This is a genomic window from Sphaerisporangium perillae (assembly GCF_023276435.1).
GTDB lineage: Bacteria > Actinomycetota > Actinomycetes > Streptosporangiales > Streptosporangiaceae > Sphaerisporangium > Sphaerisporangium perillae.
The window spans coordinates 1-12,917 of record NZ_JALLPO010000001.1; the positions used below are offsets into that span (position 1 = coordinate 1).

Sequence of the window (12,917 nt, forward strand, 5' to 3'; positions counted from 1 at the left end):
TCCAGAAGTCGGTGATCTTGTTGGCCTCGGAGGAGGAGGCCAGCGACACGGTCTTCTTGACCGGGGCGGTCGCGGCGTTGGCCGAGGTGACCAGGGTGGCACCGATCATGCTGGTGGCGGCGATGGCCCCACCGAGCGGGAGAACGAGACGCTTGACTCGGGTGTTCAAGGAAACTCCTTGGGCTGGCGTGGAACGCATCTTGCGCCCCATGCGTCAGTAAAGGGAATGCCATGAACATACAGAGGAGATCTTGTTCGCGGTAACCAAGAACGCGGGCATTTTTGGGGATCCGTCCCCGCGTGATCATTCTGTGACCGCCCTGTCGGCGCACATCTGCCGTCAAGATGGCGCAAATCGCCATCATCTGCGCAGCTCACGGCACAGGTGAGGCCAGTGGTACAGGTGTGACGAGCGTCAACCGATCGGCGACTCGAGGGCAGCCTGTGTGACGCAGATCACACTGATTGCAGGGAGCCAAACGGGCGCATGGCTACGTCTAACGGCCTCGCAGCTACCGTTAATCCGGCAAATCGGACACGCGGACGAGGGGGCGAAGCCTGGAACGGGGCAACTTCGGGAAGCCTTCCGGCGGGAACGGGCCAAATCGCGAAGGTTGTCGCCAGACCGTGTCCGCGTACTTACGAGGGGCCCCGGTGTCGCAGCGCCAGGAGGTTCGGTGCAATGCCAGAGGGGCCCGGCATCGCGCCGGGCCCCTCTCGGACATACAGGTTCTAGCGCCGGCTCAACCGGTCTTCTGCCGGGCCGCGTAGGAGTACACGAGATAGGTCGCCGTGTTGAAATACGGAGACGACACACCGTCGTAGCGGCCGTCGCCGTCCAGGTCCCAGGTAATGCTGTTCACGCCGTTGAGGTAACCGATGCGGCGCGACTGGCTGTACTTGATCACCCAAGGACCGCCGCTGGCTCCGGCCGTGAACGCGCATCCCCTGAAGAGCACGCCGCCGTCCAGCTCCCACTTCGGCGTGGAGATCTTCTTGGTGGCGCGGTTCAGGCACGACTCCATCGTCCGGCCGGTGTACGGACGGGTGCCGTCGGGGTGCGGGCCGGCCGGGTAGCCGAAGGCGTACGCGGCGACGGTGTAGCCCCTGTTCCAGGCGAAGCCCTGGCCGCCGACCTGGCTCTCCAGCCGCCCGGTGTCGACGGTCTTGTAGACCGGCTCGCCCTTGGCGTCCTTCTTGGGGGTGCCGTTCGCGTCCTTGTCGGCTTCCCAGCGGTAGCCCCGATGGACGGTGACGAAGGCGTAGTCGTAGTCGAAGTCGCCGGTCGCGGCGTAGGTCTCGTGGAGGTTCAGCGTGTCCCCGACGTAGATGCCGTACGGTGTCGCGCCGTCGCTGGCATAGGAAGGGATGAAGATCCAGTACTGGACGGGCTTGCCGTTCCTGACGTCGTACGCGCAGTGCCCGGCGGTGGCGACGACGTTGCCGTACTTCGAGTGCACGGACGAGGCGGAGCACCAGTACTCGGACTCGCCGTTGCGGAAGAACACCTTGCCCACCGTCAACGGCAGGTTCACGTTCTTGGAATTCACCGTCTTCGGGGCCGTCTTCGGCGGGATCACACCCGTGAGGGCGGTCGTCTTGCTGTTCGGGCTCTTGGTCGTGCTGCCGGCCTTGGTCGCGGCGGGTGCTACGGCGGCGGCGGTGCTGCTGGAGCTGGCGCTGGAAGTCCCGTCGGCGCCCGCGGCGGCGGTCTGCGGCGCGTAGCTGCTGGCGTGCTTCAGCCGCTCGGGCGTCCACCAGTCGACGACCTTCTGCATGTCCACGTCGCTCTGCGCCAGGGGAACGGACGTGATGCCCGCAGGCGCGGTGCGGGTTTCCGCATGCGCTCCGACGGACCCCGGGCCCGCGGAGAGGACCACACTCGCGGTCGCTAGGGCGCCGCAGAATGTGAGCGCGAACCGCTTCGCTCGGGGTGGCATTTCGTACCTTCCAGTGATGAGAAGTGAACGGACAACAGTGAAGGGCGATTTTTCCAGATCAACAGGCTGACGGCACTGTACTTGGCTGACCTGGAGTCACTTCGTTATGGGGGTGGTCGGTCGGGGGAGTGGACAGAGTGCGCCCGTAGGGGGCCGGATATACGGCCCGGCCCCCTACGTTGCCCTGCCGGCCGTCAGCTGGTCGTAAGCTTCCCGGTCCACAGGTTGGCGGCGTACTTGTAGATGCCGTAGGTGTCGCTGTTGAAGTACGGCGTCGTGATGTGGTCGTAGCGGCCGTTGCCGTCGGTGTCGAGGGTGAGGCTCACGACACCGTTGAGGTAACCGGTGCGCTTCGCGCTCTTGTACTCGATCAGGAACGGACCGCCGGTCGCGCCCGGGGTGAAGGCGCACTTGATGGCGAGCTGCTCCTCGGCCTTGTACTTGGCCACGACGGGGGCGGCGGCCGTCTGGCCGTAGCACCACTTCATGGTCTCGCCGGTGTAGGCCTTGTTGCCGTCGAGGTGCGAGGCGGTGGGGTAGCCGAAGCTGAACTGCTTCGCCTTCGTGCTCCGGTTCCAGGTGAAGCCCTGGCCACCGACGTTATCGCCAAGACGGCCAAGGCTGGTGAAGGTCTTCACGTAGAACTTCGTGATGTAGTACTCGGCGTCGCTGCCCGGCTTGACCCACTGCTTCACGAAGAAGCGTGTGATGAGGAAGTTCCCTGCGGAGTCCCTGTAGGAAGTTCCCTTGCCGACGTACTTGGGATCGTTCGCCTGCGACTCTGTGACGTTCTCGGTGGTGGTGTACGCCTTGGCGCCAGACTTTTTGACGTCCTGGCCTTCGGCCTGGTCGTACTCGTCCTTGGTGACTTCCTTAGGAGCGAAGACGGCTCCCTTGTAGTCAGGACCGACGATCTCTTGAGCCACCGCCTCCTTGGTGTAACCGACACCGCCGTGGCCTAGCCAGTCGAGGTAGTCCGCTTTGGAGACCTTCGTGTCGACGGCGTACTTCTGTGCCTTGGACGCGTCGAAGGTCTTCTTGTCGACCTCCTTCTCGCCGGTCTGCTTGACACCGTCATACACGTTGACGAAGGCGTAGTCGTAGTCGTAGTCCTCGTAGACCGTGAAGTCATCGTGGAGGTTGACCTTCGAGCCGACGTAGACCCCCCACGGTGCTTTGCCCTGGTAATACCCAGGGATGAAGACGAAGTCGTCGACATACTTGTTTTTGTCGGTGTCGTAGACGCAGTGGCCGGCGGTGGCAACCAGGTTGCGGTACTTCGACTGCACCGAGGTGCCGGAACACCAGTACGGCTTGCCATCGACCTGGAAGAACACCTTGCCCACATTGGTGGGGAGATTGACGTTCTTCGACTTGCCGGCGGACTGGCTTCCAGCGCCGGTCGGGGCGATCGAACCGGCCTTCCCGTCGGCTGAGGCCTTGCTGGTGCTCGTCCTCAGTTTCGCGGAGACCGAGGAGTCCTCGGCGTAGTGCTTCGCCGACTTGAGCTTGCCGGGTGTCCAGGACCCCGCGATGGCCTTCGCGTTGGTCCCGGAGGTCAGCGTGCCCGACTTCACAGGAGCCGGCTTCGCCTGCGCGCTGGCGGTGGTGGTGAGGGTCGCACCGATCATGCCGGTGGCGATGAGGGCACCACCGAGAGGGAGGATCAGGCGCTTTGCTCGGGTGTTCATTGAGCTCCTTCTATGTCATGGGATGCCCGGGAAGGACCCATGCGTACGTAAAGAGACAACGGAGACCGTACTCCGGCGATCTTGGCCATTGACCCCCAAACGGGACAAAACGACATCTCTGTTACCGGCTTGTTATGAAACCGGTGGAACCGGAGAGATACCTGATGCGTCGAATCTCGCTCTCGATCATGGGTCCGCCGGGCCCGCGATCCAGAGCCCGGCGCGTGATCGACGACCAAAGAGCGGGAGGACGACGACCGCCCACGCCATGCGAAATCGGGGGATTCACATGCGACGTCTCATCAAGGGCCTGACCTGCGCTGCCCTGCTCCTCGGCACGGCCGCTGCCATGCCACCCACGCCCGCGGCCAGGGCCGACGCCGACGGAGGTGCGCCCGCCATCCCCCGCCCCCTCCCCGGAGCCCCGGGCGTCCCCTGGTTCCCGATCTTGGGCACAGACCGCTGGCACCCGATCAGGGGAACCGGCCCCTGGAACCCGACCAGGGAAACCGGCCCCTGGAACCCGACCAGGGAAGCCGGCCCTTGGGTCTCCACCAAGGAGGGGAACTCCGGGACCTCCGCGAAGGAGGCCGGCTCCGAGAGCTCTGCCAAGGAGGCCGGCTCCAAGCGCTCCGCCAAGAGTGGTGACTCCTGGACCTCGGTCAAGGGGGTGAGCCGCGTCCTCCTGCTCACGATCGCGCACGGCGAATCGCCCACGCCCACAGATCGGGTCGCTCTCCTGCAGTGCTCCCCGCCCGGAGGCACGCATTCGAAGGCGGCGGATGCCTGCAAGCAACTGGAACGCGTCTCGGCGAACCTCAACGACCTGAACGTGTCCCCCGACGCCAGGTGCACCAAGGAGTACGACCCGGTAACCGTCTACGGCGCCGGGCTGTGGGACAGCGGCCGCCTGTCCTACGAGCGAACCTTCGGCAACCGCTGCGAACTCCGCGCCACCACCGGAGCCGTCTTCGGCTTCTAACGCCGGTAAGCGTCTTGGACCGGTGGCTGGGGAAGCACTGCATGACCCGAAGCAGCATTCCCGAGGTTCCAGACGTGTGGCCAGGGGCGTGCCGGAGGTGCTTTTGGGTGATGTCCGGATGCCGGGTCCGATGTCATTAGAGGCCGAAGTGGATGCGGAGGGCGGCGTCTAGTTTGGCGAGGGTAGAGGGGGAGAGGCTGCCGATGCGGGCGCCGAGTCGGTGTACGGCGACTGCTCGGAGTTGTTCGGCCTGGGCCTTGGAGTCGGTGGGAAGTCCGCATTCGTCGGCACGGAGCAACACTTGGAATGAGTAAATGCGGTCGACGTTGGAGGTGATGGGGACCACGGTCACCACGCCGCGTCCGTTACGGGTAGCGGCACGGTTGGCGGCGTCGTTGCTCACCAGAACGGCGGGACGGGTCTTGTTGGCCTCGGAGCCTTTCACCGGGTCGAAATCGACCCAGTAGAGATCACCGCGCCGCATCGGTCAGGCCGTCACCGGAAATCGATTCCCACGACTCGGCGTCTTCGCTTGTCCCCCACTCGGCGAAGGCGGCGGCGTAGGTGTCTTCGAGGCTGACCGTACGGAGCAGGTTGATCGCGTTGTGCAGGGCCGCGGACCGCGACGGGGCATCGCCGCGCTGGACGGCTTCGTCCAGGAAGACGACGTCCTCTTCAGGCAGGCTCACACTCACTTTCATACTTCGATGCTACCAGCGGTACTACCTGATGTCGGGTTGAGAGTGACTACTCGTCGGTTAGTTCCTGCTCGCCGGGGGATGGGCACGAGATCGACTTCTTGGTGGAGTCCGCTGACGGACGCGTCGCGGCTGTCGAGATCAAAGCCGCGTCCTCGGTCTCGCGAGCTGATCTCAAGCACATGTTGTGGCTTCGTGGGCGCCTTGGGGATCTCCGGGCCTATCTGCCTGGTGAGGGCGGGTGACGGGTACGACGTGTCATTGCGTCTCGGGGGCGGTGGGTGTCTTTCGCCTCCGTCGTTCCAGGGCCTGGAGTAGGCGGGAACCGGCGGTCATCTCGAGGTCAGGGGTGGAGCGGTAGGCCTTTGAGGGTTTTGTCGATGAGGTTGCGGGGGCCGTAGACGGCCAGGCCGACCAGGGGGAGGTCGTCGGCGGGGACTGCTGTCACGGCGGCGCGGTTGTCGTCGTCGTTGCCGGTCTTGAACATTTCTTCTATGTAGACCGCTGTGGGGATGCCCCGGGTGAGGGCGCGGGTGTGGACGCGGGTGAGCCCTTCGGCGTCGGCCGCGTAGATGAGCACTGGCTGGCGGAACATCGCGAGGTAGGCGTTGCCGGAACCGTCCGCGTACGGCTCGCCGATGACGTCCTCGGCTCCACCGGCGACGGCGCTCGCCAGGAACGCGGTCACGTTGAGCTTCTGCCAGACGGCCAGGTCCTCCCGGACGACGATGCCGATCTTCGTGTCGAAACGCATGATGGCAGCTTGGCGCGGTACGGGCCGCCGGGTCTTGTACGGCGGTGCGGGCTCTTGGAACTCTGGGTTCGCGGGCGGGGAGGAGGAGAATGGGGGGATGGCAGGGGACTGGTCGCGTTATTGGCGGGCGGAGGACCGGCCGTTGGAGGCGATGTACGCGCACTTCGAGCGGCACGTCTACCACCGGCACAGCCACGAGACGTACTCCTTCGGCGTCACCGAGGAGGGCGCGCAGAGCTTCACCTGCCGAGGGGAGGCCCATACGAGCGCGGCCGGCATGGTGATGGTCTTCAACCCCGAGGATCCGCATGACGGGCACGCGACCGACGAGTCCGGCTTCACGTACCGCATGGTGCATATCGGGCCCGCGCTGGTGGCGGAGGTGCTGGGGGAGGCGGCCGGGCGGCGGGCCGGGTTGCCGCTGTTCACCGACCCCGTTCTGAAGGATCCCGGGCTGGCCGGCGGGGTGCGGCGGTTGCACGGCGCTCTGCTCGGTGGGGCTACGGCGCTGCGCCGGGACGAGCTGCTCGACGGTGTGGTGGTGGCCATGGCACGGCGCGCGAGCATACGCCTGCCGGAGGGTGAGCCGGTGCCGTGGATGGGCGCGGGCGGCATCCTGGATGTGGGGCGCGAGTGGGGATCTCCCGGAGCCGGCCGCGGATCTGGCGCCGGTCGCGGATCGGGTCCTGTGGGGACGAACCACCGGCCGGCCGGTGCCGGCCGTGCGGCGGGACACGTGAGAACGGCGCAGGTCGTGCGGGAATTGCTGCACGACGCGGACGACGGAAGCATCTCGGCGGGTGAGCTGGCCACCGCCGCCGGACGTAGCCGCTTCACCGTGTACCGGTCGTTCCGGGAGGTGTACGGCATGGCGCCCAGCGACTACCAGCGGCAGCTGAGGCTCCGCACCGCGCGCCGGCTCCTCATCGAAGGTCACTCATTGGCGGATGTCGCGGCCATGACCGGGTTCACCGATCAAAGCCATCTCACCCGATGGTTCACCCGCTACTTCGGGGTCACCCCAGGCGCGTACCGCCGAGCCGTGGCGGCGCGCTGACATTCGCGCCCGTCACTCGCTGATGATGATGAGGGTGCCGAGGGGGAGGTGGGAGACGGCGTCCAGGCCGTCTTTGGGGAGGCGGACGCAGCCGTGGGAGACGGCCTGGCCGAAGATGCTCTTGTCGGGCCAGCCGTGCAGGCCGATGGTGCCCGGGCCGCCTTCGAAGGTCTGCAGCTTCTCCGAGTGCGCGCCGAGCGGCAGGATCACCGGGCTGTAGTCGACGCCGGACGGTGAGAGGGAGGCGAGCAGGAAGGTGCGGCCGACCGGGGTGGGCGTCTCCTTGGTGCCGATGCCCACCGGCCACGATCCCGTCTCCTGCCCGTCCTTGAGCACGGTGAGCCGCCGGGATGAGAGGTCGATGCGCACCTGGTAGGGGCTGCGGGTCTGCTTGGTCTTGCCGTCGCCGGTGTGGATCCAGCCGGTCGACCCGTTGGGCCTGCTGGGCAGGAGGACCCGCATCCAGTCCGGGCGGGCCTCGACCACGGGCAGCCAGGTGGGGGCGTCGAGCTGGGTGGCCGGGACCACCGCGATCGGCGCGCCGCCGGGGTCGGCGTACACGACCTTGGCGGCCTGCGGGTGCACTACGAGCCCGTCGTTGGCGGCAAAGGGCTGGGGATCGCGTTGCGCCTTGCGGATGGTGGTCCACGTCGTCGAGCGGGGGAGGGCGGCGAGCTGCTTCGCGGTCAGCTGCACCGGGGCGACTGGCTTGGCCGACGGGGCCGGCGGCGTGGCGAGCTCGCGGTCGAACTTCCAGTTGGTGAAGAGGACGAGTGTCGCCAAGCCGACCAGGACCGTGGCCGCCACCGCGGCGATGATGACAGTGGTACGAGTGGATCGACGGCGAACGTACATGGGACCCCCTGGAGTACTGGCTACTGCTCTTCGTGATCGGTGGAACGAAGGGACCGGGGCGGGGGGTTGGGGCCCGTCGGCCCGGCTGGGAGGTGTGGGGGTAGTGCTCGCGCTAGGTGCCGACGGCTCGGCCGTCGGGGTAGGGCAGGACCGGAGGGGTGGAGGCCCGAGGGCCCGACCGGATGGACCGGGCGGGCCCTCTGAGTTCCCGGGACGGTGGAGGGCCCGACCGGATGGACCGGGCGGGCCCTCTTGAGTTCCCGGGACGGTGGATCAACCCGTCACGGCGAAATGCTGGACCGGCCTGTGCACAGGCTTGTGGTAGTGCTTCTTGACCTGGTGCGGCTTCTCGTAGTGGTGCTCGTGCTCCGGGACCCACCGGTTGCGACGGGCGTCCCAGTGGGAGGAGTTGGAGTGGTGGCCGCCGCCCGCGTCGTAGAAGCCCTCGACGTGACGGCGGATGCCCCTGTCGATCAGGGTCGTGAAGTCCCTGTTGTGGTGGTGCCACCACTTCTCGCAACGGCGGCGCAGGTCGTCCCTGTCCTGGCGGTTCATGTTGTCGCCGGACGAGGAGTCCTGGTCGTCCTCGAAGTTGTGCTTGAATCGACGGCAGCGGTGACCGAGGTCCTCATCGTCACGGTTGTGGTCGGTGAACTTCTCGTCGTCGCCGTCATCGTCATTCTCGTCATCCTGGACATCGTCCTGCTTCTTCACCTCCTTCGCCTTCTTGGGCTCTGCCTTCTTCTTCTCCTCTTCTTGATGCTTCTTCCAGTCGTCTTCCTTCTTCTTGTGCCACCACTCTTCCTTCTTCTTGTCCTCCTCCTTCTTCATGTCGTCTCCATCGACCCTTACGGCCGTCGAGGAGGTGCTGGTGGCGAAGGAGGTGTTGCCCACGTAGGTGGCGGTGATGTTGTGCGTGCCCTCGTCCAGCAGGACGGTGAGGGTGGCCCGGCCGGCCCCTTCGAGCGGGACGGTGCCCAGGTCCCGGGTGCCGTCACGGAAGACGACGTTGCCCGTGGGAAGGATGTTGGTGCCGGTCCCCGCCACCGTGGCGGTGAGGGTGACCGGGTTGCCCCTGCGGGCCGGATTCTGCGACACGGTCAGTGTCGTGGTCGTCGTGATGGCTACCCGTGCGGTGACGGCGAACCCGTGCTTCACGGGCGCGGCCGGAAGCAGGGATGCCGCCTTCGTGCCGAGGTCCTGCGGGGCCGCGATCGCGCTCGCACTGCCAGGTGCCGCGGCGAGTGCGCCCATCGCGAGAGCGCCCGTGAGAGCTGCCGTCAGCCATGAACGACCGACATTACGTTGTAGAGAGCGTGGGTGACCGACGTCTATCATAAAGCGGTCCTTTTCTTTTTGCAGTTCAAAGTAAAGGAGCACCTCGATGCTGGCGCGCCTGCATGTCCGACCCTACTCATGGTCGACCTCAATACCGTTGTCCGACATGCGGGAGATTCGCGCTAGCAGCGAGGTAATGGTAAAAAATAGAAGGCCACTACTCTGCCATTTTTCCTGATAAATCGGGCGGCATCTCGCACTCCCCGCACGTCGGAACCCCTACGGCGTCGGGGAAAGCGTCGTTGAGTAAAAATCGGGCGACCTGGTTCAGCGAATCAGCGAGTCCGCTCGAATTTCTCGTGGTGCCCGCGTGTCCGGCCGGGCGCCGTGCGGCGATTTGGTGGGGATCGCGGTGTTATTCCGATAACCGCCGCAGGCATGGCGATCGCGCTGAAGTGAATGCGATGAGGCCGAGGACTGCTATCCGGGAATTCGCGGCGGGTCGCGGCGGTTCCTTCCGCGGGACCGGCCAGGGCGACCGCCCGCCTAAGGGGCGGCCTCAAGAGAGCGGGCCGCGGCGCGGGGATAGGGTTCGGCCATGTTCGCCGTAACGTGCACACGTACCGACCCCGACAACCCTCTCGCCGGGCTCACGCTCGGCGAGCACCCCGAGCCGAAGCTGCCCGAGGGGTGGACGACGGTGACCGTCAGGGCCACCGCGCTGAACCACCATGATCTGTGGACCCTCAAGGGCGTCGGCATCCGCCAGGACCGGCTCCCGATCGTCCTCGGGTGCGACGCCGCCGGCGTGGACGAGGACGGGAACGAGGTCATCGTCCACTCGGTGATCGGCACTCCGGTCAACGGGGACGAGACCCTGGACCCCAAGCGCTCGTTGCTGTCGGAGGTGCACGACGGCACGTTCGCCGAGCGGGTCGCGGTGCCGCGCGGGAACCTGGTGCCCAAGCCCGCCGCGCTGTCGTTCGAAGAGGCCGCGTGCCTGCCGACGGCGTGGCTGACCGCCTACCGGATGCTGTTCGACAAGGCGGGGCTGCAGCCGGGATCCACCGTGCTGGTGCAGGGAGCGGGTGGCGGGGTGGCCACCGCCCTCATCGCCCTCGGCCGCGCCGGCGGCTACCGTGTATGGGCGACGAGCCGTTCGGAGGAGAAGCGGGCCAGGGCGCTGGAGCTCGGCGCGGACCAGGTGTTCACGCCCGGAGCCCGCCTTCCCGAGCGGGTGGACGCCGTGATGGAGACCGTGGGGCAGGCCACCTGGGACCACTCCCTGAAATCGCTGCGCCCGGGCGGACGCGTCGTGGTCTCCGGCGCGACGAGCGGCGCGGTCCCCCCGGCCGACCTCAACCGGGTGTTCTTCCTCCAGCTCTCGGTGGTCGGCTCCACGATGGGGACGCGCGACCAGCTCGGGCGGCTCGCCACGTTCCTGGAGCAGACCGGCGTACGCCCGACGGTGGACCGGGTGCTGCCGCTGGGACAGGCCGAGGCGGGGTTCGCCGCACTCGAGCAGGGCGAGGTCTTCGGGAAGATCGTCTTCACGCTGCCCGCGGGCGGCTGACCGGCCTTCGGGCTGGGTCCTCTGAACGGGGGGTGGCGGGGGACGGGGCCTCCGCCACCGGCTGGACGGCTTCCGGCTCCTCGTCCCATGGTGCGCGCGGCTGCGGACCCAGTCGGAGCAGCGGGGGGCGGAAGCCGTACAGGATCATCATCGGAGTGCGGAGCGGATCCGGGTGGCGGCTTCGTACAGAGCGTCCTGGGCCGTGGCCAGGGCCTCTTCGCTCACCGATGAGGCCGCCGCCGCGCCGCGGATCTCCTCGACGAACTCCGCCAGCATCTGCCCGAGCTGGGCGTCGCGGTCCTGGGAACCGTGGCCCTGCCAGGTGCCTCCCCAGACGCCGCGCAGCCAGTCCTGCTTCCAGCGCTGGGACTCCTCCTTCCACACCCGCTTCTGGCGCTCGAACTCCAGCTTCTGCTCCTTCCAGGTCTGCTTCTGCTCGCGCCAGGCCTGGCGGTAGTCCTCCTTTGCGGCGCGGATGTCGTCCTTCGCGGCACGGACGTCGTCCCTGGCCTGGTGATGCTCCTCGCGGCCGCCCTGGCGCACCTCGCGGGCCATCTGGGTCAGCTCGTCGCGCAGGGACCGCACGGTGTCGCGGACGTCCTCCTTGACCTCGCGGGCGATGTCGCGGACCGACTGGGAGATCTCCTGCTCCAGCTCGGCCAGTTCGTCCATGCGGGCCGAAAGCTCGGCGCGGCCCTTGTCGGTGATGGTGAAGACCTTCTTGCCGTCCACGACCTCGTGGGTGACCAGGCCCTCCTCCTCCAGGCGGGCCAGCCGGGGGTAGATCGTGCCGGGAGAGGGCGAGTAGACGCCGAGGAAGCGGTCCTGCAGGAGGCGGATCACCTCGTAACCGTGTCTCGGGCTCTCCTCCAGCAGCTTGAGCAGGTACAGCCGGAGGCGTCCATGGGCGAAGACGGGGCTCACTGGTCTCTCCTCAGAAGCGTCACATCGGCCGACACAGTGGTGGCCGACAGGGAGGCCATCCCCCCGCCGAGCCGGCCGGACACCGATTTCGCGCCCGGGCGGCTGGAGTTGCCGAGGCCGGAGAACGCGGTGTGCAGCCTGCCCGATGTCGAGCGCAGGGAGACGTCGGTGTCGACCGACTGTGGCAGCCGTATGACGATGGATCCGGAAATGCTGTGCAGGGTGACGTGGCCGGTCGGCGGCAGCTCCAGGTCGGCCGTGATGCGGCCGGACACCGTGTTGGCGCGCAGGCGGCGCGGTGTCCCGCCGGCGACCGTCAGCTCGCCCGCCACGCTGGTGAACGTCAGGTCGCCCGCCAGGCCGCGGCTCTCGACCGCGCCGGACACCGTCTCGGCCTCGATCTCGCCGCTGACCCCGTCGAGCACGATCTCACCGGACACGCTCTTGACGTTCGTGCGCCGCTCGAAGCCGGCGACCACCGCGGAGGCGGAGATGACGCCCGCCTGGACCGGGCAGTCCTTGGGGACGGTGAGGGTCAGCGTGGTGTCGCGCCGGCCCGGCCGCAGCCAGCCGAGGATGCCGTCCCAGGTCAGGTCCTTGTACGCCACCGTCAGGCGGCCGTTCTCGTCATGCTCCACCATGAGCGGAGGTGTCCCGATGTCGCTCACCTCGAGGCTGGGCGGGCCGTCGCTCGCCAGCACGGCCAGGCGGCCGGCGACGATGCGGACGTTCAACTCGCTCACCGCCTCGAAGATCAGTGTCTCAGGCTTCTCGATGGTCCATTTGGGCATGGTCTCGCCCTTCGACGGCTCTGCACGGTCATCTGTATAAGACACGATATATCGCGTCGGCCAAAAGTCAAGATGTATCGCGTTGCGCCGTGGGAGGCCCGGGGAGACGCGGACCGGCAGGTGTGCGGGTGGTCAGTCGTCCTCGTCCTCGTCGTCGAGGCGGGCGAGCCAGGTGGCGAGCCGTTCGACGGGGATCTCGAACTCGGGGTTCAGGTCGACGAACTCGCGTAGCCGCTCGGCGAGCCACGTGATGCCGACCTCCTCCTCGCCGCGCCGCTCGACCAGCTCTTCGATACCCCTATCGGTGAAATACATCACATCTCCATGGCATAAGCGGATATATGGGGAAGTCCCCCACAGGACGATCTGCGGGG

The 12,917-nt window shown here is 67.1% G+C and carries 13 protein-coding genes and 1 pseudogene; 4 read left to right on the top strand and 10 right to left on the bottom strand.

What is annotated here, in order from left to right; translation table 11 throughout:
- Positions 1 to 743: 743 nt before the first annotated feature.
- Both MYF83_RS00005 and MYF83_RS00010 read right to left on the bottom strand, forming a co-directional pair.
- Complete coding sequence (locus tag MYF83_RS00005) at positions 744 to 1,784, bottom strand: trypsin-like serine peptidase (protein WP_248958015.1); 1,041 nt, start codon at positions 1,782 to 1,784, stop codon at positions 744 to 746.
- Positions 1,785 to 2,134: 350 nt separating this feature from the next.
- A complete protein-coding gene (locus MYF83_RS00010; RefSeq protein WP_248958016.1) occupies positions 2,135 to 3,631 on the bottom strand; it encodes a trypsin-like serine peptidase in 1,497 nt (498 codons plus the stop codon).
- 289 nt (positions 3,632 to 3,920) lie between these two features.
- Here MYF83_RS00010 and MYF83_RS00015 point away from each other — a divergent pair, with 289 nt between their 5' ends.
- Positions 3,921 to 4,613: an SSI family serine proteinase inhibitor gene (locus tag MYF83_RS00015; RefSeq protein WP_248958017.1), complete on the top strand. Its 693-nt coding sequence runs from the start codon at positions 3,921 to 3,923 to the stop codon at positions 4,611 to 4,613.
- A 136-nt stretch (positions 4,614 to 4,749) separates the two neighbouring features.
- On the opposite strand, the gene MYF83_RS00020 is transcribed toward MYF83_RS00015, so the two are convergent.
- Positions 4,750 to 5,097: a type II toxin-antitoxin system PemK/MazF family toxin gene (locus MYF83_RS00020; protein WP_248958018.1), complete on the bottom strand. Its 348-nt coding sequence runs from the start codon at positions 5,095 to 5,097 to the stop codon at positions 4,750 to 4,752.
- A complete protein-coding gene (locus MYF83_RS00025; RefSeq protein ID WP_248958019.1) occupies positions 5,084 to 5,314 on the bottom strand; it encodes a ribbon-helix-helix domain-containing protein in 231 nt (76 codons plus the stop codon). The genes MYF83_RS00020 and MYF83_RS00025 overlap by 14 nt, the downstream gene beginning before the upstream one ends.
- An 86-nt stretch (positions 5,315 to 5,400) precedes the next feature.
- On the opposite strand from MYF83_RS00025, the pseudogene MYF83_RS44865 reads away from it, so the two are divergent.
- A pseudogene (locus MYF83_RS44865) lies at positions 5,401 to 5,556 on the top strand (DUF4143 domain-containing protein); the annotation flags it as partial.
- Between the two features lie 98 nt (positions 5,557 to 5,654).
- Here MYF83_RS44865 and MYF83_RS00030 read toward each other — a convergent pair.
- Entirely contained in the window at positions 5,655 to 6,065 is a 411-nt protein-coding gene (locus MYF83_RS00030; protein WP_248958020.1) for a DUF2000 domain-containing protein, read from the bottom strand.
- Between the two features lie 97 nt (positions 6,066 to 6,162).
- Between MYF83_RS00030 and MYF83_RS00035 the strand changes: the two genes are divergently transcribed.
- A complete protein-coding gene (locus MYF83_RS00035) occupies positions 6,163 to 7,122 on the top strand; it encodes an AraC family transcriptional regulator (RefSeq protein ID WP_248958021.1) in 960 nt (319 codons plus the stop codon).
- A gap of 12 nt (positions 7,123 to 7,134) precedes the next feature.
- Here the strand turns inward: MYF83_RS00035 and ldt-CoaP are convergent, their stop codons facing one another.
- Positions 7,135 to 7,977, bottom strand: coding sequence for a L,D-transpeptidase (ldt-CoaP, locus tag MYF83_RS00040; RefSeq protein WP_248958022.1), 843 nt, complete (start codon positions 7,975 to 7,977; stop codon positions 7,135 to 7,137).
- Between the two features lie 273 nt (positions 7,978 to 8,250).
- Entirely contained in the window at positions 8,251 to 9,231 is a 981-nt protein-coding gene (locus tag MYF83_RS00045; RefSeq protein WP_248958023.1) for an Ig-like domain-containing protein, read from the bottom strand.
- 622 nt (positions 9,232 to 9,853) lie between these two features.
- Here MYF83_RS00045 and MYF83_RS00050 point away from each other — a divergent pair.
- Complete coding sequence (locus MYF83_RS00050; protein WP_248958024.1) at positions 9,854 to 10,828, top strand: zinc-binding dehydrogenase; 975 nt, start codon at positions 9,854 to 9,856, stop codon at positions 10,826 to 10,828.
- A gap of 147 nt (positions 10,829 to 10,975) precedes the next feature.
- Here MYF83_RS00050 and MYF83_RS00055 read toward each other — a convergent pair whose 3' ends face one another.
- From MYF83_RS00055 to MYF83_RS00065, 3 genes are all read right to left on the bottom strand, one after another.
- Positions 10,976 to 11,752 (bottom strand): PadR family transcriptional regulator, encoded by a 777-nt coding sequence (locus MYF83_RS00055; RefSeq protein WP_248958025.1) that lies wholly within the window; start codon positions 11,750 to 11,752, stop codon positions 10,976 to 10,978.
- Positions 11,749 to 12,543, bottom strand: coding sequence for a DUF4097 family beta strand repeat-containing protein (locus MYF83_RS00060; protein WP_248958026.1), 795 nt, complete (start codon positions 12,541 to 12,543; stop codon positions 11,749 to 11,751). Before MYF83_RS00060 ends, MYF83_RS00055 begins: the two co-directional genes overlap by 4 nt.
- A 132-nt stretch (positions 12,544 to 12,675) precedes the next feature.
- Positions 12,676 to 12,858: a DUF6104 family protein gene (locus MYF83_RS00065; protein ID WP_248958027.1), complete on the bottom strand. Its 183-nt coding sequence runs from the start codon at positions 12,856 to 12,858 to the stop codon at positions 12,676 to 12,678.
- Positions 12,859 to 12,917 lie beyond the last annotated feature (59 nt).

Coding starts and splice junctions, on each gene's coding strand:
- MYF83_RS00060 (WP_248958026.1), bottom strand. CDS start 12,543: ATGCCCAAATGGACCATCGAGAAGCCTGAGACACTGATCTTCGAGGCG.
- MYF83_RS00010 (WP_248958016.1), bottom strand. CDS start 3,631: ATGAACACCCGAGCAAAGCGCCTGATCCTCCCTCTCGGTGGTGCCCTC.
- MYF83_RS00050 (WP_248958024.1), top strand. CDS start 9,854: ATGTTCGCCGTAACGTGCACACGTACCGACCCCGACAACCCTCTCGCC.
- MYF83_RS00045 (WP_248958023.1), bottom strand. CDS start 9,231: ATGGGCGCACTCGCCGCGGCACCTGGCAGTGCGAGCGCGATCGCGGCC.
- ldt-CoaP (WP_248958022.1), bottom strand. CDS start 7,977: ATGTACGTTCGCCGTCGATCCACTCGTACCACTGTCATCATCGCCGCG.
- MYF83_RS00020 (WP_248958018.1), bottom strand. CDS start 5,097: ATGCGGCGCGGTGATCTCTACTGGGTCGATTTCGACCCGGTGAAAGGC.
- MYF83_RS00025 (WP_248958019.1), bottom strand. CDS start 5,314: ATGAAAGTGAGTGTGAGCCTGCCTGAAGAGGACGTCGTCTTCCTGGAC.
- MYF83_RS00065 (WP_248958027.1), bottom strand. CDS start 12,858: ATGTATTTCACCGATAGGGGTATCGAAGAGCTGGTCGAGCGGCGCGGC.
- MYF83_RS00015 (WP_248958017.1), top strand. CDS start 3,921: ATGCGACGTCTCATCAAGGGCCTGACCTGCGCTGCCCTGCTCCTCGGC.
- MYF83_RS00035 (WP_248958021.1), top strand. CDS start 6,163: ATGGCAGGGGACTGGTCGCGTTATTGGCGGGCGGAGGACCGGCCGTTG.
- MYF83_RS00030 (WP_248958020.1), bottom strand. CDS start 6,065: ATGCGTTTCGACACGAAGATCGGCATCGTCGTCCGGGAGGACCTGGCC.